This window comes from Noviherbaspirillum sp. FW303-A3, from assembly GCF_058788695.1.
Genome location: NZ_JBYTAZ010000004.1, coordinates 118,092 through 135,644 on the forward strand (window position 1 = coordinate 118,092; position 17,553 = coordinate 135,644).

The 17,553-nt window shown below is 59.5% G+C and carries 25 protein-coding genes; 15 read left to right on the forward strand and 10 right to left on the reverse strand.

What is annotated here, in order from left to right; all coding sequences use genetic code 11:
• Positions 1 to 2: 2 nt before the first annotated feature.
• On the reverse strand, positions 3 to 998 hold the full coding sequence (locus AC3WOY_RS28845) for a hypothetical protein (protein WP_492429999.1): 996 nt from the start codon (positions 996 to 998) through the stop codon (positions 3 to 5).
• Positions 999 to 1,420: 422 nt separating this feature from the next.
• Between AC3WOY_RS28845 and AC3WOY_RS28850 the strand changes: the two genes are divergently transcribed.
• The 3 genes from AC3WOY_RS28850 to AC3WOY_RS28860 all read left to right on the forward strand — a co-directional run bounded on the left by AC3WOY_RS28850 (position 1,421) and on the right by AC3WOY_RS28860 (position 2,350).
• Positions 1,421 to 1,690: a hypothetical protein gene (locus tag AC3WOY_RS28850; RefSeq protein WP_492430000.1), complete on the forward strand. Its 270-nt coding sequence runs from the start codon at positions 1,421 to 1,423 to the stop codon at positions 1,688 to 1,690.
• A gap of 84 nt (positions 1,691 to 1,774) precedes the next feature.
• Positions 1,775 to 2,149, forward strand: a complete 375-nt coding sequence (locus tag AC3WOY_RS28855) for a hypothetical protein (RefSeq protein ID WP_492430001.1) — start codon at positions 1,775 to 1,777, stop codon at positions 2,147 to 2,149.
• Between the two features lie 18 nt (positions 2,150 to 2,167).
• The gene (locus AC3WOY_RS28860; RefSeq protein ID WP_492430002.1) at positions 2,168 to 2,350 is read left to right on the forward strand and encodes a hypothetical protein; all 183 of its coding nucleotides are present in this window, start codon (positions 2,168 to 2,170) and stop codon (positions 2,348 to 2,350) included.
• Between the two features lie 121 nt (positions 2,351 to 2,471).
• Here the strand turns inward: AC3WOY_RS28860 and AC3WOY_RS28865 are convergent, their stop codons facing one another.
• The 6 genes from AC3WOY_RS28865 to AC3WOY_RS28890 form a co-directional block, all read right to left on the reverse strand.
• Positions 2,472 to 3,065, reverse strand: coding sequence for a hypothetical protein (locus tag AC3WOY_RS28865; protein WP_492430003.1), 594 nt, complete (start codon positions 3,063 to 3,065; stop codon positions 2,472 to 2,474).
• Complete coding sequence (locus AC3WOY_RS28870) at positions 3,066 to 3,251, reverse strand: hypothetical protein (protein WP_492430004.1); 186 nt, start codon at positions 3,249 to 3,251, stop codon at positions 3,066 to 3,068.
• 18 nt (positions 3,252 to 3,269) lie between these two features.
• Positions 3,270 to 3,581, reverse strand: a complete 312-nt coding sequence (locus tag AC3WOY_RS28875; protein ID WP_492430005.1) for a hypothetical protein — start codon at positions 3,579 to 3,581, stop codon at positions 3,270 to 3,272.
• The gene (locus AC3WOY_RS28880) at positions 3,578 to 3,787 is read right to left on the reverse strand and encodes a hypothetical protein (protein WP_492430006.1); all 210 of its coding nucleotides are present in this window, start codon (positions 3,785 to 3,787) and stop codon (positions 3,578 to 3,580) included. The genes AC3WOY_RS28875 and AC3WOY_RS28880 overlap by 4 nt, the downstream gene beginning before the upstream one ends.
• Before the next feature lie 94 nt (positions 3,788 to 3,881).
• Positions 3,882 to 4,160, reverse strand: coding sequence for a hypothetical protein (locus tag AC3WOY_RS28885; RefSeq protein WP_492430007.1), 279 nt, complete (start codon positions 4,158 to 4,160; stop codon positions 3,882 to 3,884).
• Between the two features lie 75 nt (positions 4,161 to 4,235).
• Complete coding sequence (locus tag AC3WOY_RS28890) at positions 4,236 to 4,475, reverse strand: hypothetical protein (protein ID WP_492430008.1); 240 nt, start codon at positions 4,473 to 4,475, stop codon at positions 4,236 to 4,238.
• A gap of 532 nt (positions 4,476 to 5,007) precedes the next feature.
• On the opposite strand from AC3WOY_RS28890, the gene AC3WOY_RS28895 reads away from it, so the two are divergent.
• The 9 genes from AC3WOY_RS28895 to AC3WOY_RS28935 all read left to right on the forward strand — a co-directional run bounded on the left by AC3WOY_RS28895 (position 5,008) and on the right by AC3WOY_RS28935 (position 9,614).
• Complete coding sequence (locus AC3WOY_RS28895; protein ID WP_492430009.1) at positions 5,008 to 5,304, forward strand: nicotinamide mononucleotide transporter; 297 nt, start codon at positions 5,008 to 5,010, stop codon at positions 5,302 to 5,304.
• Positions 5,305 to 5,330: 26 nt separating this feature from the next.
• A complete protein-coding gene (locus AC3WOY_RS28900; RefSeq protein WP_492430010.1) occupies positions 5,331 to 5,771 on the forward strand; it encodes a hypothetical protein in 441 nt (146 codons plus the stop codon).
• Between the two features lie 93 nt (positions 5,772 to 5,864).
• On the forward strand, positions 5,865 to 6,260 hold the full coding sequence (locus AC3WOY_RS28905; RefSeq protein ID WP_492430011.1) for a hypothetical protein: 396 nt from the start codon (positions 5,865 to 5,867) through the stop codon (positions 6,258 to 6,260).
• Between the two features lie 279 nt (positions 6,261 to 6,539).
• Entirely contained in the window at positions 6,540 to 6,746 is a 207-nt protein-coding gene (locus AC3WOY_RS28910; protein WP_492430012.1) for a hypothetical protein, read from the forward strand.
• An 11-nt stretch (positions 6,747 to 6,757) separates the two neighbouring features.
• Entirely contained in the window at positions 6,758 to 7,582 is an 825-nt protein-coding gene (locus AC3WOY_RS28915; protein ID WP_492430013.1) for a hypothetical protein, read from the forward strand.
• Between the two features lie 79 nt (positions 7,583 to 7,661).
• Complete coding sequence (locus tag AC3WOY_RS28920; RefSeq protein WP_492430014.1) at positions 7,662 to 8,489, forward strand: cysteine protease; 828 nt, start codon at positions 7,662 to 7,664, stop codon at positions 8,487 to 8,489.
• A gap of 82 nt (positions 8,490 to 8,571) precedes the next feature.
• A complete protein-coding gene (locus AC3WOY_RS28925) occupies positions 8,572 to 8,796 on the forward strand; it encodes a hypothetical protein (RefSeq protein ID WP_492430015.1) in 225 nt (74 codons plus the stop codon).
• Positions 8,793 to 9,212 (forward strand): hypothetical protein, encoded by a 420-nt coding sequence (locus AC3WOY_RS28930; protein ID WP_492430016.1) that lies wholly within the window; start codon positions 8,793 to 8,795, stop codon positions 9,210 to 9,212. The genes AC3WOY_RS28925 and AC3WOY_RS28930 overlap by 4 nt, the downstream gene beginning before the upstream one ends.
• A gap of 39 nt (positions 9,213 to 9,251) precedes the next feature.
• Entirely contained in the window at positions 9,252 to 9,614 is a 363-nt protein-coding gene (locus tag AC3WOY_RS28935; RefSeq protein WP_492430017.1) for a hypothetical protein, read from the forward strand.
• Positions 9,615 to 10,941: 1,327 nt separating this feature from the next.
• On the opposite strand, the gene AC3WOY_RS28940 is transcribed toward AC3WOY_RS28935, so the two are convergent.
• From AC3WOY_RS28940 to ligD, 3 genes are read right to left on the reverse strand one after another with little or no spacing between them, the layout of a single operon-like run.
• Positions 10,942 to 11,751 carry a tetratricopeptide repeat protein gene (locus AC3WOY_RS28940; RefSeq protein ID WP_492430019.1) on the reverse strand — a complete coding sequence of 270 codons (810 nt, stop codon included), beginning with the start codon at positions 11,749 to 11,751 and terminating at the stop codon, positions 10,942 to 10,944.
• Positions 11,748 to 12,638, reverse strand: a complete 891-nt coding sequence (ku, locus tag AC3WOY_RS28945) for a non-homologous end joining protein Ku (protein WP_492430021.1) — start codon at positions 12,636 to 12,638, stop codon at positions 11,748 to 11,750. The genes AC3WOY_RS28940 and ku overlap by 4 nt, the downstream gene beginning before the upstream one ends.
• Before the next feature lie 51 nt (positions 12,639 to 12,689).
• Positions 12,690 to 14,567: a DNA ligase D gene (ligD, locus tag AC3WOY_RS28950; protein ID WP_492430022.1), complete on the reverse strand. Its 1,878-nt coding sequence runs from the start codon at positions 14,565 to 14,567 to the stop codon at positions 12,690 to 12,692.
• A gap of 379 nt (positions 14,568 to 14,946) precedes the next feature.
• Between ligD and AC3WOY_RS28955 the strand changes: the two genes are divergently transcribed.
• The 3 genes from AC3WOY_RS28955 to AC3WOY_RS28965 all read left to right on the forward strand — a co-directional run bounded on the left by AC3WOY_RS28955 (position 14,947) and on the right by AC3WOY_RS28965 (position 17,553).
• Entirely contained in the window at positions 14,947 to 15,768 is an 822-nt protein-coding gene (locus AC3WOY_RS28955; RefSeq protein ID WP_492430023.1) for a hypothetical protein, read from the forward strand.
• Between the two features lie 71 nt (positions 15,769 to 15,839).
• Complete coding sequence (locus AC3WOY_RS28960) at positions 15,840 to 16,751, forward strand: Mom family adenine methylcarbamoylation protein (protein WP_492430024.1); 912 nt, start codon at positions 15,840 to 15,842, stop codon at positions 16,749 to 16,751.
• A 13-nt stretch (positions 16,752 to 16,764) separates the two neighbouring features.
• Positions 16,765 to 17,553, forward strand: coding sequence for a 5'-3' exonuclease (locus AC3WOY_RS28965; RefSeq protein ID WP_492430025.1), 789 nt, complete (start codon positions 16,765 to 16,767; stop codon positions 17,551 to 17,553).

Below are 17,553 nucleotides of genomic sequence, written 5' to 3' on the forward strand. Positions count from 1 at the left end.
CTTCAATAAACCTGTTCAAGGACGAGGCTGTTCAAGATTAGGTTGCAAAGCGGCTTGATCTCGTTGAAAGTGGCATCGGCCTTGGCCGCGTCGCTGTCCTTCGCAGTGACCTGGCAGAACAGACCCCCCACCTTACCGCCTGTGAAAACGTAATGGATCGTGCCGCGCTGGTACATCGCCAGACCGGCGCGTTCAAGGCGGATACTGGTATCGATCCAGAGCGCGTTCCTACGCTCCAGCTGCACCACTCCCGCAGCGTTGATCTTGCCACCTTCGTCGACAAAGGACTTCACTTCGCCAGTTTTCACCAATTCCTCGAGCTCGCGCCGCGTCGGATCCACCTTCTCGCCGCTGTCGTTGATATAAAGCATGTACATCCCGGTCTCGGTGCCGCCAGCGCTTACCCATTTCTGCTGGATATGCGGACGGTCGCCGTCCTTGCCCTGCCATGACTTCGGCAGACGGAGCGAAAGCTTCACACCGAGCGCCTTCCCTGACCCGTCGGTGCGATATCGCTGCTGGAAGCCGCCGGCAAATTCGCCCGCCGGGTTCTTCGCATACTGGACCGCCAGCATGTAGCGCAGGATCTCCGGGTCAATTTCGTCGCCCTTGGCGCGCGACTCGACAATCTTCAGAAATCGCTCCGCCACTTCGGGCGCCATCTGCTGCTTGGCTAGGGAGATGGGCATCTGCTTCATCATTTCGTCCCGATAGGCGCCAAATTTGTCCTTCAATGCGGCGCGCAGCTCCGCCTCAAGCTTGGCTTTCAACTCAGGGAATTTGGCATTAAAGCCCAGCCTTACCAGTTCGACTTGGCCTGCGGCGGAAGGGTAGGTTTTCTCGATGCGATCCAGCGACATCTCCTGCCCCAAGAGGAACCCGTATGCTTTGGACATGCCATTGACCGTTTGCCCGGTGTGTGGGAGCGGAGCGGCGACGGCAGGGACGGTCAAAAATAGTACGCAGGCAGCATATTGACGCAGGGCGCGTAACGGCATGACGACTCCGGTGAACAGTAGGGCAAACCTATGTTACCGCCTTTGCGCGGGGATTACCTTGATTTGACGATCCTTCCGAAACGGGGCAAAATCGCTCCATCCTTCGGGCGCCAGCGCGGCGAGAAGCGCATAGCCAACGTTTCACCACCTCCGACTCCTCCATTGCAGGACTCTGCCGAAAGGGATTAAGACTATTTCGGGAGAGGGCTTGCTCGTATCCTCTCGAACTATCTACTGTGCCCCGTGCACGCAAGCGCTTCGCGCGCTTGGTTCCCATCTCGGGAACAGATGCATGTCCGTTTTTGCGGCATGCCTTTCGCAACGTCGGATTTCCCGACATTTCACAACCTCGCCCAGCCGGGAATCATCATCCGGAAGGGTGAGCGATTCTCCATATTGGGCATTCCTTTGGAGTAAATCGCATGAACCTTAAAGTTAGCACCGACGGCGGCCGCACCTACCACGACGCTCCGGACGGTGTCCGTGTCATATTTACGGACGTCACCTTCAATGACCAGGGCAAGGAAGAAGCCACTGGCGATGGCTCGGTCAACGCTGAGCTGCATCTCAACATCACCCATGAAGGTCTGATCCAGGACGTTTATGCCGTTGACGATACCAATTACGGCGCCAACAGCGTAGGCACCTCGTCGGCAACGGCGCAGGAAATCGTGGATCGCCTCACGCCCTAATCGAAGCACCAATACATCAACCCACGCGGTTTGCAGCACCCCGCGTGGGGCGCTGCTCCGCACCACAATCAACCGGAGCAAACAATGACAACGCAACTCACACACAAGCGGTTCTTCAGAGTAACCCTTCCATGGAACCCGAGCAATTCGGAGGAGGGCGACTACTGCGAATGCATCTGGGCGAACGACCACGACGCAGCAATTCGTGGCATCGCTGAAGAAATGGCCGACCACCCGGACGCCGGCATTGAGGAAGGCGATGAGAAGGCTCGCACCCGTTACATCGAGATCCTTGTCGACACTGCCGGTCAGTTCGCCGCCGAGGACATCGGTGTCGGACTCATCAACCAGGTGTCGGAGTTCATGGCAGGCCCGTCTCGCAAGATGTCCGAAGATGCCACAAAGGACTTCGCGACCATCAAGGCGATCCTTGCACGTTACGGCGCTTATGCCGGTTAATGGGGAAGGACACAAGCCATGGTAAGGCCTTCATCGAGCTGGGTAATCAGCGAGAAAGCGACAGGGAAGGTGCTGTTTGAGACATTCGACCGCAGCAAGGTCGATGCCTTGAACACCGCCAGATATGTCGCAGTGCCGATACTCGAACACCTCGGCAATCTCAATCGCTCAATCGCAGCGAACAGGTGCAATCGCATCTGATGCAAAAAAGCCCGGACCTCCCAAAAGGTCTCGGGCTTTTTTCTTTAGCAGTGTCCCTTCTACATCTTGCGTGCCAGAGCGCCGCGGCCGGAACCGCCTTGCGAGGGTAGATTGAAGCCTCCTATCGACCTTTTACTCCCCATTCCTGGAATCGCTTTCTAGCCGCAGGGGATAGATGCTTGGTCAGGCGTGCTGCGAACTGCAAGACGCTACGAAGGTGGTTTGCGTTGCCGATCACCTCAAACGCAGCCTCATCAATGGGGTCGCCGTTGGCGATCGCCCGCGCAATACGAACCTCCGGTGGCGCGGCAAAGGGCAGCTTCGCCGGGTTGACGCGCAAAAACGCGCATATCAGCAAAAATTTCGCCCTGCCGATACCGTCTACCGTGGTGGGAGGGTAGGTCCGGCCGGTCAGTCGAAATTGACCATCCAGAAGCGCGCAGCGGACGTCGTCCGGATTGCTAAACCCTCCGCGCGCCATAGCCTGCTTGAGCGCAGGGGGTATGAGCTTCCCGTTGTATGTCTCCGTCCCCAGCTGCTCGCCGCGTGCAACCAATTGCCGGGCCCGTGCGGGCGAGACGTCGAGGAGCGTCGCGATCTCAGTGAAGGATTTCTTCTGCTCCCTCAGCCGGGCAGCTTTCTTGATTAAGCGGAGCGTTTGGGCGTCGGAGTTCGCAGGCATTCGTGTTCCATTCCAGTCTTCGCTTCTCTGCATTTATCCATCCTGCTTCGTGGAGTCTCGGTCACAGCCCGCCCCGAAGATCGACAGCAGACCGCCGGAGAAGATCACCACGATTAAAGCAGCCTCGACCGCGGCGGTGCGAGGCAAAATCTGTCGCAGGATGACAGCCGCCAGCCATGAGAAGGCAATCCAATACCACCATTTAATCTTCATTTTCAACGCGTATTCCCTTAACGGCTATTTGGTGTTGTCCACAACGAGCTCGGGCCTACGCAATAGCTGACGCGTTTTCACCAGCTTCGCATCGAGCCGCCCGGTCAGCACGAGCCAGAAAACGGTAAGCGCCCATATCATGACCAGGAGAGATGCCAGTCCCGTCGCTTTGTGCACCGCGCTATCTGCGACCGCGCCGACGGCTACGCGCTGCGCCACAAAGATAACCAGAGACGCTACGACAGCCACCATGACGCAAACAACAATGCGCTGGATCGCCAGCCAATGTTTGTTTATCCATGGCGAAGCCATCATTTTATCGTGGTGAGCTGTCACGGGAGCTTGCCGCCGCTATCAAGGCGTTGATTGAGCATGGCAGTGCGCCGCGCCACCTGGTTGCGTGCTTCGGCTTCCGTCAGACCGAAGGTCTGGAAATGCGCGATGAGCTCGTCGTCACTGCTGGCTTCGTCGTTCGACAGAATCGCGTCGATCGCCGCCTGCCGCCTCGCGTCGTCGGCATCGGGTGAAGTATTGCCAGCCATTGTCACTTTCCTTTGTCTCTTGTCTAACTTCTGGTGCCCAACCCCGACCTCGCCGTGGCCCAGACATTCCCGGCCTTCGTCACCCTCGGATTACTTATCCCGCCCAGCTCGGGAACACGCGCGCGATGACCGGACCGAGGCGGTCGGTTTCGCCAGTGCGTTGAAGTGGCCAAATCGGCACGCTCCCATTCCCGTCCAGGATATTGCATCGATACGCGACACGCCCCTTGGATACGGATTTGAACTCGATCCCGCGGCCTTCGCAGCCGGGCAACTGCAGGTCGGCCACGAAACCCGCGCTAACGAAACCCTGCAACCCCGATCCACCGTTGACCCATGTGAGCCGGTCAATTCCGGCTATCACGACCCACATCAGAAAAACCAGGGCAGCCGCATTACCCCAACTCATTCGCATTGTCTTTTTCGCCATTTTGTAGTACCCCTCTGGTTAGTTCAATCCATATTCTGCGGCAACCTCGCCGCCCAATTTATTTGCCTTTGCAATCGACGACGGCTGAGTGCGCAACCGATTGTTGAGCTCGACCGCCTCCCGCTCAAGGTCAGCAAAGCGCATTGGGTGCAAGGTCGCGCCTTCGAGCACCTGCTTTGCCACGCCCGCATTGGACATTTCGAAACCCATGCGTTCCCCAACCAGCACCATGACTGCTTGCGCCTGCCCGTAATTCATACTTTTTCCCCAATGTCAGCCTTTGTCATGCCACCTATCCTACCGGCAGCGGCTGCCCAGTCAAATATGCAGCGAAGAGGACTCCACTTGGGCCATCTCCGGGCGGCATGCCACCAAAACGGCCTTGTAAAGTGCCCGAAAGGGCACCATACGGCGATTGACTGGGCCGCCCGATATTGGCAGAATGCCCAAATCCCCTAAGGGCGCCAGCGCGGCGAGAAGCGCATTATCAACCGCAACACCCACCTTTCAAACGACGCGCCAGCCTGACACAGGCCTGCAGCGTGTTCGCGCGCCCGATTCCGGCATCCAGGACTCTCCCACAAGTACCGAAACGCCTTGTGGAAGGGGCTTGCACGCGCATCCCCGCAATCATTCTTGTGCCGTTGGCACGCTTGCGCATCACGCGCATGGTCTCCGTCGCGGAGACAGATAGCTCGACCGACCTGTCGGCAGAGCCTCTCGCAAAATACCCGGCAGCCGCCGGCATTCCTCAATCTCGCGCAAGCGATCTCTTTTCCAAGGAGTCTCTATGAATATCGACACATCGTTTGGCATACAGGCCGTGATCCTGATCTCTGGTATCGTCGGCAACTTCTACGTCGCCCGGAAGGAAGCTTCTGGCTTCGTATGGTGGATTGTCGGCAATCTCGCACTGATCGCCGTTTCGGTTCGGAACGAGCTGTGGCTGATGGTTCTGCTGTACGCCTACTACACGGGCACCGCTGTCTATGCGCTCTGTACGTGGGACAACCGCATTACCGCGCTGTTTCGCAATCGCCGCAAAATCCCTACCCAGAGTCATTGGTTGTTTCGTGTCGTGCGATAGCAGATGGGTGCGCCATGTATAACCCTGTGGACGACATTCCCGATATCGATCAGCTGGTAGAGGCGGCGGGAGCCATTCCCGACAACACCTGCCCGCTCATCGACTCTGTGATCGGCGACATCGACAATGCAATCCGACTTGCCACGCGACGGGTCGAGCAACTGGACGAAGCCGAATTGCGCGACCGTCTGGATGATATCGAACGTGAGTTTCGGGGCACCGAAGACACACTCGAGACAATCCGGCGAGCGAACGATACGCTTCGCGGCTTGGGCCACTACTGGTATCAGGAGTACAAATGGTTGCACAGCCATCTGACTTCTGTCGCCGTGTCTCACGCCCAGCTGCAAGCGGAACTGACTGCGCTTCAACAGCAATCTTTGCTGACCATTGCACTACGTCGCATCAAGACGTCTTTCGTGCCCTTCGGGATGCGACTGCGCCGAGCCGCCGGCACCAGCCGGTAAGCAACTTCAATTTTTCAACCCTGAGCGGGACGCATTATGACCCGCAACGGGCTCATGGTGCTTTCGCTCGTTCCTTCCCTTAAGGAGAGCATCATGAACTTCGATTCAATCAATCTTGCTGATCTGTTTTGGATGGCTGTGGAGTACGCCTGCATCACGGCGCTGCTCTATATCTCGCTGGCGGTCATTCGCAACGCTTACGCCGAACGAATGAACCACTTCCTCGAAATCGTGGAACAGCGTCCGATGAACGGCTTCGCGCTGGACCAGATGCGAACGACACGGGTGTATGCCTTTGTCGCGCTCGCACTCTGTCTCATCGCCTATGTCGCCTGGTCGTGGCAGTTCGCCGTTGTCACGGTGATCCTGCACGGCGTCTTCGGCACCCTTCCTACCGAGGGTGTCGATGACCTGAGCTACCAGATCCGCCGCATCGGCGACCGGTACTCGGTACAGGTCCGCCGCTACGGCCGGTTCGCAGAACAGTAAGACTCTGGAAGATGCCATCGGATAGCCTCGCGCTATCCGGTGCATCCCTCCCAGAAGCCTGCATTCTCGTGACAGCTTCACCGGAATGCTGGTTTCTTGTGCCCTGTGCACGTGTTGCGCTCTGTCGCAGCAGCTCCATAGTGGAGCGGAATAGCATGGACCACCATCCATGCCTGTCGCAAGCCCATTACCGGGCCGCTATCTCAATCCCGTGGGGAGTTCACCTTCTCCCTCTCGGGGCTTGGTGCTCTCCCTTTCTTTTCAAAAAAGGAGTGCACCATGCAACCAAGAACCTTTGTTACAGATTCATCCTGGCAACGCCAGCAGCACGCACGCCTGCTTGAAATGGCCGGTAATGCGTCTACTGCGTCACGTGTGTTGGAGACGTTCGATATGCAACCCGCACTGCGCGAGCAGTTGTGGGACGTGTACTGCACGGCGCGCAACACGCTGGGCATGAATCCGCGTAATCACAGCGTTCACTAAGGGGGCCGGGCATGAACTTGACCGACGCCGCCATCATCAAGGCAGACTTGCTGCGCCCGAACTACCTCTACCACGGCACGTGTAACGATTTTCTCGTTCCACGACCCGGCGGTTATGACGGTTTGTTCTGCGCCGCTTTCTCCCCAACCGTTGGGCAGAACTACATCCCCGAAGCCGGGGGGTCAACTCTGCTCTCCATCAACAGTTATCAGATGGACGAACGTGTGCGTCCCGCGCAACCCCACATGAGCCCCTGCAGTGACATCGCGAGGAACCACATGGGATTTGCAATGGACGATTGCACCTACGATCACATGGGCCGGGCAACCAGCTTCAGGATCGTAGAAGGGCATCCGACCTACCGTGACATTGTCCGGTACGTGGAGGATCAGCTTGGCTATCAGTCACCCGCAGAGCACGGCAGCGACAAACGCTACTGGCTCAAAGTGAAGTCGCTCTCCGAAAGGGGGCACGTCTTTGCTGAGGCGGATTGGAAAAAGCCCGGTTGGCTGTTGATCATCGACGGCTGGAAGGAGATGAAAATCTTCGACCTCGCCGGCGATCGTGATTCAGACCTGCTCGACCTCGACTACAAGAAAGTCGGCCTGTTCCGGCGACTTGAAGCAAAAGGGTATGACGGAGTGAAATTCTGCGATTTCGCTCAAAGCAAGACATGGGGCAATGTTGGACATCGGACCATTGGTTTCTTTGCCAGCAGCATCCCGCGTCTTCAGATCACACGCGTTGCGGCCACCAATTTCGATTGGGGTCCGTCCGTGGCCGATCTGTCGCAACAACTCACGTCCGAGTTTATCGCTTGGGCAGCCAATCAGTAATTCAACCCCCTGGGGAGCACACCTTCTCCCACATGGGGGCATGGCGCGCTCCCTCTCTTTTCATCCATGAGAGGACGCAATGAAACCATTCTTTACAACTGGCAAGGTAGACCGCCGCTCCGAAAAGTCGATGATCGAATTTCTGGAAAGTCATTCGACGTACGGGGATCGCCGCTCGGCCGGATTCTCCCTCAATGTGAAGGTCCATCGCCTGGGCCTGAGCAAGGAGTTGGAGGACCGCGCGTGGGATATCGCCTGCAGCGGAACGGAGTTCCATCACGAAATCGATCATGTCATCGACGACTTCACCCGGCAGTACAACGGTGACTACACGATCGGCTTTAACGGCCGTTCGTCGGGTTACCTCGTGCTGTACCACTCCTACTACAAAACCATCGAGCATCACTCGCACTGCGTTCACTGCGGCCAGCGCAACTTCATGAAGGTTCCCCCGAAGTTCACTGACCCGGCAGAGGCTGCAATTGCGGGCGAAGTGTTGAAGAGCCAGTTCTCGTGGCGTGCCGAAACCTACCTCGGCCAAAGCGCGATTCAGGCTCTCGACATTCCGGACGACGCCAAGCTCACGCTCATCCGCCGTTTCCTGACGGAGCTGCGTGGTTGTTCGGCGACTGCCGCTTGCGGTGTGTGCGGCAAGGAGCGTGTCAACTACACGGTCCGTCCGCGCTACCTTGAGACCCGAGGCGGCGTGAATGCCTCCGATGTGTACGAACTGAGCAAGAACAGCCTGAAAGCCCGTGTGGATCTCGTCTGCGAGTTTCACAAGGCGGCCGACATGCTTCGCCTGGCCTTCATCGACATGCTCGATGAGTACGAGGTGACTGAAAAAACGATTATGGTCCCCAAGACCATCCGTGTTCTGTCCCCGCGTTCGACTGTTACTGCTTAAGTCCCGTTATCAACTTGCCCTTGCAAGCCCAGCTTCGGCTGGCGCTTGCTTGTGGCCTTCTTTCAATTGAAAGGACCATGAAATGCTCAGCCTGATCTTTGGTAAGAGTGAAATCATGAAGATGAGCGTCGCTCACCTTCCGTTTCACACTCCCGCAAAGCGGGGCGACCGTGCCTGGAAAATCGTCGACGACGAAACCGGTGTCACGGTGGACAGCTATACCCCCCCGAAACCCAAGAAGCAGCAGTGCATGACCCGGTACGCGGGCTCGTGGGCTCAGCTGATGGCCGAAGGGAGGACAGCATGACCGCCATGGCGAAAATCCAGTTTCTCTCCGACTACCGGGGCGAAGGTGACTATCGCGTGCTGACCGGCCCCCTTGCTGGGGAACGCATCAGCGTCCGATACATGGATCCCGACTGGTACCTGAAGGACTTCGAAGAGAACGCCGGCCGCGTCTGGCGCAACGACCGTGAGACGTATTACCGCGAGGTGATGTCGTCGGTCGGAATCGTTCGCCGTCACGGCTACTTCGATCCCGTCACGCCCGATGTCCTGGCTGCCGTCGAAGCTCGCTTCCAGGAGCTGGACGCGCAGTGTGAGGGACCGTGGCGCTGCAGTTTTTCTCCGGGCCGTTACGTGCCGGGGGAGGGCTGGAAGCCGGTGACCCTCAGTGAACTCGTCGATCCCAATCCGCAACAGCTTTGTGCTGAAGCGGCGTAACTACACCGCGGGCGACCGCACTCATTACAAGGAAACAACATGACTATCATTGCTTTGGTTGCATTCGCACTTGCTCAAATGGCGTTTCATGATCCGGCCGTCCTCCTGCAGGAAGAGCAGCCGGTCTGGGGCACCATGATCAGCTATAACGGCTACGGTAAATCCGGGTTTCAGCTGCAAGTCCGAGTAACTCCCGATCAGCAATACCAACTGGTAACCGTCCATCCTAAGGGATGGGGTGACACGAGCGAGCCGGTTTTTGTAGTTGGCGAACCACATGCGTTTTTGTCCGACGCTTTGGCGGAAGCCCTGCAGTTTCAGAAGGACTTCCACAATGCCGCCGGCGAAGATCGTCAAGCAGCCATCGATTGCTTCCACGAGGAACAGGCTCACGCCGTCTAACCTGGTTGCAACTTCATACAATACCGTTTGATACGGTGATACTCCGCCTTGCTCCTTCTGGAGCAGGCGGACGTATCGGTTTGGATTCCCAAAGGCATGCCCCGCGCGTCGAGGCATCCCTTTGCTGTCTGGCACCGCCTATCCAGACAGCTTGTGGCATTCCTCGACTCGTTGCGCCGTAAGCGCACGGGAAAACCTTTACCCTCCGGCAGGGGGCGGGGAGGCGTAGTCTACTAACATTTCCAGAATCAGAAATCCTGATTGGCTTTCGTCGAGTAAAGCCCCCGGATCCGGGCCCGAATTACCGGGGTGCAAAGGACCGGAGTTGCCCCCAGGGCCGGTTGTTGCGATGAATGCTGCACCTAAACCGACCATCGAATGCGGATAACTCTGGACACCGAAAATGCTGCCACTGCGCTGCCTGTTCGCCGCCCATTTTTTTATCGCATCGACCGCCATACGCCACTCTTGCGTCCGGTGTATGTCCGGAGGCGCTGTGGACGGCACCGCGAGGTCAGTGAGCATGTCTTCGTATTGGCGACAGCTCCCATTGGTCGCAATGCGCGATGACGGCCGTAAGCACAGGTAGGGCTGCGCACCAGGGGTATTCGGGCTGGTCGGGGCATCGAGGAACAGAAGGTAGTGAGTATGGCCAAGTAGCGTTCGGGTAAATCCGTCGAGCGACACATTAAACATGGGATTTAACGCACCTGGCGCGGATCCGTTGGTCTGCAAGACAACGGGGCCCACATGGTCCTCGAGCAAGTCTCTTTCACGATTGCTTGCATTAGTTGCTCCTGGCACGCAGGAGCCAGCGTCCAACTGGTCAAACTGCTGTGTCCACTTCCCTTGAATAAGGACAGCCCTCCTAAACGCGGGCTTCCCTTGATATCGGACACGAACGTCCACCAACAGGTCACCCAACTCGGCAGTAGTCGTTGCGCCCGGACTAGGGTGCCAAGTCGCCCTCGGCCTGCAGTCGATCCAATAAGAGCGCGTTAGAACGGTAACATGCGTTCCAGTCCGCGCATGGCAGTGGTCCGCGAGCGAACGGGTAAGGTCGTCGAGGTACGTATGGTGAAGCGAGTAAAGGTGAAAGCGCTCGCCATGCCGCATCACCCGCTGCTTTGCTCCCTTCGTTTTCGGGATTCTCTGGTTGATAAAGTCCCACCGCGCCCAGTCGAGAAATTTTGTCGCCACCGTCGTCACTCATAGAAGTTCCACGAGGCGAGAGTTTAACGTTTCCCCTGCGAATTAAAAGTATCGCCAACTGGGTAGTGGGACGGATGTGGCGACGAATGGACAGCCGCACCCGCGCCCTCGCGGCTTAATCAGACAGCTTGTGGTATTCCTTGAGATGTCGGAACGCCGCGGAGCGCTCACCCAGCGCCTCATGGAGAAGGTGCAGGTTGTAGTGGGCGTCGGCCAAAGTAGGGTCGAGTTCGAGCGCGCGCCCGTAGGCGTCGAGCGCCTGCGGATACCTGCCCAGTTCTTCGTTGATCACGCCCTGGTTGTAGTGAAGCAGCGCCACATGCGGGCAATGCACGATTGCTTCCTCTGCCACGACATGCGCCTCGAGCCATTGTTTGCCGTCGACCAGCAGGCACACCAGGTTCACATACGCTTCGCCATACCGGCTGTCGATCTCCAGCGCGCGGCGGTAATAGGACATCGCCTGGACCGGGTCAGTCGCCTCGATGTACACCCCCGCGCAGAACCATTGTTCGGCGGTCAGTTCCCCTTCGTCGGCCGTCTTGGCTTTTCGTTCCAGCCGCTGCACCGCAGCGCCGCCGGCGGCGGGGAAGTCGATGACGAGTTGCCCGCGCTGGTTGCGCAGCGCCGTCCCGTCCCGAACTACAATTTCGCCCCCGCATGCCGCTAGCCTGACCTGCGGGAAATCGAGCTCGCCGCGGTCGTTGGCGATCTGCTTGAGGAAGCGGGCCGTGCGGGCGGGTGGGAAGCCCGCTGAATACAGCTCCTGCGCCATCCGCAACACGGCGACGTCGCGGAAGGAAAAGCGGTACTCCCGTTGGCGCCCGCGTGAGGGCTGCACGAAGCCGCCCTTGACCATGACCGATACGACGCGCCGCTGCACGCCGTACTTTCGTTGCATATCGTCAACCGTGAACCACTTCATTTGCCGCCTGTTGCTTTCTTTCCAGCAGGTGTCTTTGGTGCTGCAACGCGTTTGACTGGCTTGCGCGCCTTTGGCGCCGCAGGCGCCTGCTCCGGCGCTCCGGTTTTGCCGGCTCGCGCCGCCAGGCTTGCCCTGAGTGCTTCCATCAGGTCAATGACCTTGCCTGACGCTTGCGGCTCCTCGGCCAGCGTGATTTCCTTGCCCTGGATCTTCTCTTCAATGGCTTTTTCGATCCGGTCCTTCACATCATCCCGGAATTCCTTGGGATCGAAAGTCTCGCGGCCGGTTTGCTCGATGAGCATCAAGGCAAGGTCCAGCTCCGCCGGTTTGACCTCGGTCGGCGAAAAACCGATCGAGGATATCGGTCTGACCTCATCCGCATAGCGAAGTTGCTGTAAAACAAGGCCTTCTTGATCGGCGGGGCGGACCAGGACGGTATATCCCTTGCCTCGCCACACCCAGCGAGCTAACGCGACGCGGCTGGACTTGCGCATACTTTCAAGCAGCAGGCTGTACGGCTTCTCGCCGCGTTTACCGGGACCGAGGTAGTAGGGCTTGTCGAAATAGATCGGGTCGACCGCGCCGGCGGGCAGGAACGCCACAATGTCGATCGTGTGATGGCCGCGCTCCGCAACCGCCTTGATCTCCTCTGGCGAAAAGATCACGTATTTTTCAGGCGCGAATTCGAAGCCGCGGTCCATGTCGGAGCGTTCGACCGGGACGTCTTCCCGGATACAGATGTACTGCTGCTTCACCCGCGACCCGCAGCCGCGGTGGATGAAATTGAAGGAGACGCCGTCTTTCTCGTCGGTCGCGCTATAGAGCTTGACGGGAATGGAAACCAACCCGAACGAGATCGAAAATTCCGCCAGTGCCCGTGATGCCATGTCTGTCTCCCTGTGGTCGTTCTTTGCCGCACCATTCATTGCTCTTTTGAATCATCGCCGGAAGGCATCCTCCACGTTTTGTTGATAGTCAAACAACTCTTGCCATGGGTCTGCGCATACGTTCATCTTTACCGACAGGCGGAGGGGATCGATCTGGGGCAGTTGTTCCCATGTCACCGGGGCCGAGACCAACCCCGACGCCGCGCGCACCGACCAGGCGCAGATCAACGTGCGATTACGGCCGCTCATGTTGTGGTCGATGAAGATCTTCCCGGTGCGGTCGGCGACGCGCCACTCCATCGTCACGACGTCCGGATGGAGGGCGAGGACGTGCCGCCCGATCGTGCCCACAATCTCTTTGGCTACCTCAGGGGGCACGGTCGGGGCGATTGGCACAAAGACATGCAGCCCAGTCTTGCCGGTCGTTTTGACGAAGGATCGCAGTGCAAAACCGTCGAAAATGTCCTTCAACCAGAACGCGACCTCACGGCACCTGGCGAAGCCACGGCGGTTGTAAGCGGGCTCCTCGCCCTCGCGCTCCCGTCCCGAATAGATGAACGGATCGAGGTCGAAGGCGAGGTAGTCCGGGCATGCGTCGACCGCTTCCTTATGAGCATGAGGAACGTGAAACTCGACTGCGCCTTCGTTGGCCAGCCATAGCAGGGTAGGGAGGTTGTTGCACAGGATGGCTTGCTTTTGCCCGGCTGCGCTTTCGCGCACTACGGTCTCCACAAAGGGCGGGAGTCGAAGATTGAGGGATTTCCGGTACACCGGCTCGTCGCCGGCGTCGGCCAGCATGACGACAGTCAGCGGCCTGCCGTAGAGGTGCTTCAGGAGGCGCGGCGACACACGAAGGTAATACCGCAACAAGTCCCGCTTGGTCACGGCGCTCCCTCTACCGCCGATGCGCCATAACGGCGTCTTGAGGTCGCGTAGTGGAAGCGATTCACCGTCCACAGTGAGCACGCTGGCGTCCGGCAGACGCTCAAGCGCCTCAACGAGTGCGTCAAGCTGTTCTGGCATCGCGGGAGCGCACGGCGACGTCGGCCGGAGAACCGTCGCCACGTCCTCCCGGATCCGGACGAAGCTCGCATGCCGCAGGGACGCCTCGCCGGTGCGCTCGAAGTACTTCACCTCGACGGTGACAGCTGGCTCGACCCAAACGACGTTCTTCATCCCGCGCCGGTAACCTGGGGCGTCCGGCGGCAGAGGGCGGGTGGCGGCGATCAGTTCGCGGGCATCAACCTCCGAAACGCCGGTCGACACTCGCCCGGCATACCGGAACGAGCCGTCCGCCTCCTTGCCGAGCACGACGGCAGCAATCCCGGTTTTACCCCGCTGATACCCGAGCACCAGAAACTTCTCGGTCTGCATCGGTTTGAATTTGAGCCAATCCGGCGATCGCGCACCGGGCTGGTACGTGGAAGCCTTTCGCTTACCGACAATCCCTTCAAGCCCCATCGCAAGGACGGTGTTGTAGAGCGCGGGACCGTCCGCATCGCTATGCACGATTTGTACTGCTGGACCCGGCTTGACCGAAGCCTGCAGCAGCGCACGCCTATCGTTGTAGGGCAGGGAACGAGTGTCGTGGCCGGCGAGATGAAGGACGTCGAAGCAGAAAAGGACGCACTGGGCGGCGTCCACCGGCGCGGCAGCCGCTCGCCTGTTCACGCGCCGTTGAAGTGCTGGGAAAGAGGGCCGCCCCTCTTCGAACGCCACGATCTCCGCGTCCAGTACAACCGGCTGGATGGGGAGCTGCGCAAGTTCCGCGGCGACCGCCGGGAAGTAGGGAGCGTAATCTAATCCGCCTCGCGTCAGCATCCGTACTTCCCCGGGGCCGACATGGGCCGTAATCCGATACCCGTCCAACTTCGGCTCGAACTGCCAGTGATCGCCGTCCGGCAATGCCTTGCCCGCCTGCGCCGCCATGGGTTCGATTCGCGCCGGGAGCGCCTCGGGCGGTGCGCGTAGCAGCAGCTCCCTGATAGGGGCAGGAATGCCACTGGCAGACTGAGCGCGCGCCATCGTGATCGAGTCCTCCTTGTATCAACAACGCTACAAGCGAGGACGAAAGCCGATATGGACATTGATCAAGGGAATGGATTCTCAGCGGTTTCTATTTGCCTTCCCTTGACCTGTTGCTTTGACACCAGATGCATTCGCGATAAGCTAACGACACTCACTGACATGGAGGATCGGCTCGATGGCTAGAATCGTACGCGGTGGTCGGAAAACGGTGCTGCCGCCGTCGCAGCAAGTCCCATCGGTCGAGGTCCCTTGCACATGCGGTGGTGAAAATCCGAATTGCATGCACTGCGACGGCCTGGGCATCATCAAGGGACGCCGTACCCCGCCAGTAGTGCATCGCAGCGAAGCACAGATCGTCCGCCAGGCCGCCGAAGAGGCGACGCGCGTGAGCACCAGTAGCGCCATGACCATGGACCGCTTCAAGACCCTGTGCCTGGCCCACCTCCAACGCTTGCGGCCGGGGCATCACTGCACCGTCACCTTCGCGACCGCATATCCGTTCCGGCTGCTCACCCCCGGCGCTATGGCTTATCGCACCAGCGACATCATGGCCGAGGGTAAAGGGGTGGTAGCGGCGATAACATGGCGCGACCCAGACCATGCGGACTTCGTCGTCCACAGCCGAAACGCGGAAGGCAAGACGCGCATCAACGCCAAAATTGAATATGACTATGTAGGACGCGTGTCTACGACCTATTCAGACCCCGTCCTCATCAAGCCAGAAGTGCGGGACAAGCCGTTGACCCCGCTCCAGCTCGCACTGCAGAAGCTGCAGGCGAGGGCGCAATCCAAGTCCAACAAAGCAGCTATACGCAAGGGAAAGAAACAGCCGTCCGTCACCGCGCGGCCGTCCGCCAAGCCGCAGCCGGCGAAGGGTAATCCCAAAGGGCCGCAAAAATCTTCCCCAAAGCCTGCCAAGCCGCGGCCGCCGATCAACGACATCCTCGGGGCAAAGCTGCGACAGGCACTGGATGAACAGGCCGACACACGGTACCGTCCGGATGAACGTGAACTCGACGCCACAAGGGGCATGCACGCGTTCAGGGAGTTTGGCTCAGGCCAGTTCGGGTCCGCGCCCAGCCACGACGACTACGATAATTGACCTCGCTCTTCGATACCCGGTCAGCCTTGGCGGTAATTTGATCTGTGCGGACGAGTCGATAGCATGGAGGCATGACCTCTCTTGCTCATCGGGAATTGCCGCAGGTATGCCAACGCTGGCGCCATCGCCGCACCACGTTCCGACCCGTGGGCGAGGCATTCAATCCAAGCCGGCATGAAGTAGTGCTACTCGCCGAAACCGAGGCCAAGGACTTCTGCGCGCAGCACCATTACAGCGGCTCGATGCCCGCGTCGCGCCTCCGGGTGGGTCTCATGCGCAAAATGCCGTTCGAGAAGTCGCACCTGGCCGGCGTTTGCATCTTCAGCGTCCCCATGACGAACGCCGTGTTGGCCAAGCACCTCGGAACAGATCACCAAACCGGCGCCGAACTCGGGCGTTTCGTGCTGCTGGACAACGTGGAGTCCAACGGCGAGTCCTTCTTTGCTGCGGCGGCAAACCGCCTGCTGCAGCGTGAAACGAGTATCCGCGCTGTTGTCAGCTACTCCGATCCCGTCCCGCGCATCAACGACGCAGGCGAATGCGTCAAGCCGGGCCATATGGGCGTCATCTACCAGGCGATCAATGCGCGCATGGTGGGGCGCTCGGCTGCCCGCACGCTCGTATTGACCCGTTCCGGACTGATTGTCAGCGAACGCACATTGAGCAAAATCCGGGGTGACGAAACGGGCGCCGATTATGCGTACCGCCAGCTCCTTGCCGCTGGCGCTCCAGCGCGACGGGCCGGAGAGCCGGCCGACGAGTACCTTCGCCGCGCGTTGCGCGAGGGGCCGTTCACCCGCGTGCGGCATCCCGGCAACTTCGTGTACGTCTATTCCGTGGGCGACCGCCGCGAGCGCCGTCTCTACGCCGCACGCTTCGCGCCGCCATTGCCGTATCCGAAAGCGGCGGACTGCGATTTCCCTCCCATGCGCGTCGGAGCAGAAAATTCCTCTCCTGGCGGGCTACTCTGCGCGACGGTTTAGTATCATGTCGGCCATGGGAAAACTTCTCGCCATTGACGGGCTCAGCTTCGTGCGCCGGGTGTACAAGGCAATCCCGGGCGACGACACGCCCGAGAAGGCCGAAGCGGCGCTGGACAAGACCTTTTCCTCGTTTCGAATTCTGATCGAAGGGCATGCGCCCACACACATTGCCGCCGCTTTCGACTACGGCGGCCAGACCTGGCGGCACGAACTCTATCCCGCCTATAAGCAGAATCGCGAGCCGATGCCTGAGGCGCTGCGCTCCCGGCTCCCAGCGTTCTACGAGACGTTGCCCAATCTCGGTTTCGCGCCTATCTCCGTTCCCGGCGTCGAGGCCGATGATGTCATCAATACGGTGGTCATGAAGTGGCTGGCAGAAGGGCGGGGCGACGCCGTGGTCGCGGCAACCGACAAAGACCTGCATGTGCTGATCGCCTACGGCGCGCTGCTCTGGGACCACTTCGAGAGCAAGTGGCACGACCGCGACTGGGTGCTCAATCGCTTTGGCGTGCCGCCCGAGATGCTGACAGACTTCCTTGCACTGGCCGGCGACAGTTCAGACGGCATCCCCGGCGTCGATCGGATCGGGGCCAAGAAAGCTGCGGCGCTCTTGAACGCCTACAAGGACCTGGAGGGCATCATGGCCGGGGCAGGTATCCTGTTGGACTCCACCGGCAAGCTGCTGCGCGCCGGCCGCGACCTGGCGTTCCTGTCGCGCGAACTGGTGCGGCTCAAAGCAGATGTGCGGGTAGGCAGAACCTGGCGCTCGCTCGAATATACAGGGGCGCCCGCGCGCCGATGA

Coding starts and splice junctions, on each gene's coding strand:
- AC3WOY_RS28885 (WP_492430007.1), bottom strand. CDS start 4,160: ATGTGGGTCGTGATAGCCGGAATTGACCGGCTCACATGGGTCAACGGT.
- AC3WOY_RS28890 (WP_492430008.1), bottom strand. CDS start 4,475: ATGAATTACGGGCAGGCGCAAGCAGTCATGGTGCTGGTTGGGGAACGC.
- AC3WOY_RS28905 (WP_492430011.1), top strand. CDS start 5,865: ATGAACTTCGATTCAATCAATCTTGCTGATCTGTTTTGGATGGCTGTG.
- AC3WOY_RS28955 (WP_492430023.1), top strand. CDS start 14,947: ATGCACTGCGACGGCCTGGGCATCATCAAGGGACGCCGTACCCCGCCA.
- AC3WOY_RS28880 (WP_492430006.1), bottom strand. CDS start 3,787: ATGGCTGGCAATACTTCACCCGATGCCGACGACGCGAGGCGGCAGGCG.
- AC3WOY_RS28855 (WP_492430001.1), top strand. CDS start 1,775: ATGACAACGCAACTCACACACAAGCGGTTCTTCAGAGTAACCCTTCCA.
- AC3WOY_RS28860 (WP_492430002.1), top strand. CDS start 2,168: ATGGTAAGGCCTTCATCGAGCTGGGTAATCAGCGAGAAAGCGACAGGG.
- ku (WP_492430021.1), bottom strand. CDS start 12,638: ATGGCATCACGGGCACTGGCGGAATTTTCGATCTCGTTCGGGTTGGTT.
- AC3WOY_RS28925 (WP_492430015.1), top strand. CDS start 8,572: ATGCTCAGCCTGATCTTTGGTAAGAGTGAAATCATGAAGATGAGCGTC.
- AC3WOY_RS28850 (WP_492430000.1), top strand. CDS start 1,421: ATGAACCTTAAAGTTAGCACCGACGGCGGCCGCACCTACCACGACGCT.
- AC3WOY_RS28910 (WP_492430012.1), top strand. CDS start 6,540: ATGCAACCAAGAACCTTTGTTACAGATTCATCCTGGCAACGCCAGCAG.
- AC3WOY_RS28845 (WP_492429999.1), bottom strand. CDS start 998: ATGCCGTTACGCGCCCTGCGTCAATATGCTGCCTGCGTACTATTTTTG.
- AC3WOY_RS28960 (WP_492430024.1), top strand. CDS start 15,840: ATGACCTCTCTTGCTCATCGGGAATTGCCGCAGGTATGCCAACGCTGG.
- AC3WOY_RS28930 (WP_492430016.1), top strand. CDS start 8,793: ATGACCGCCATGGCGAAAATCCAGTTTCTCTCCGACTACCGGGGCGAA.
- AC3WOY_RS28965 (WP_492430025.1), top strand. CDS start 16,765: ATGGGAAAACTTCTCGCCATTGACGGGCTCAGCTTCGTGCGCCGGGTG.
- AC3WOY_RS28915 (WP_492430013.1), top strand. CDS start 6,758: ATGAACTTGACCGACGCCGCCATCATCAAGGCAGACTTGCTGCGCCCG.
- AC3WOY_RS28940 (WP_492430019.1), bottom strand. CDS start 11,751: ATGAAGTGGTTCACGGTTGACGATATGCAACGAAAGTACGGCGTGCAG.
- AC3WOY_RS28935 (WP_492430017.1), top strand. CDS start 9,252: ATGACTATCATTGCTTTGGTTGCATTCGCACTTGCTCAAATGGCGTTT.
- ligD (WP_492430022.1), bottom strand. CDS start 14,567: ATGGCGGCGCAGGCGGGCAAGGCATTGCCGGACGGCGATCACTGGCAG.
- AC3WOY_RS28920 (WP_492430014.1), top strand. CDS start 7,662: ATGAAACCATTCTTTACAACTGGCAAGGTAGACCGCCGCTCCGAAAAG.
- AC3WOY_RS28865 (WP_492430003.1), bottom strand. CDS start 3,065: ATGCAGAGAAGCGAAGACTGGAATGGAACACGAATGCCTGCGAACTCC.
- AC3WOY_RS28895 (WP_492430009.1), top strand. CDS start 5,008: ATGAATATCGACACATCGTTTGGCATACAGGCCGTGATCCTGATCTCT.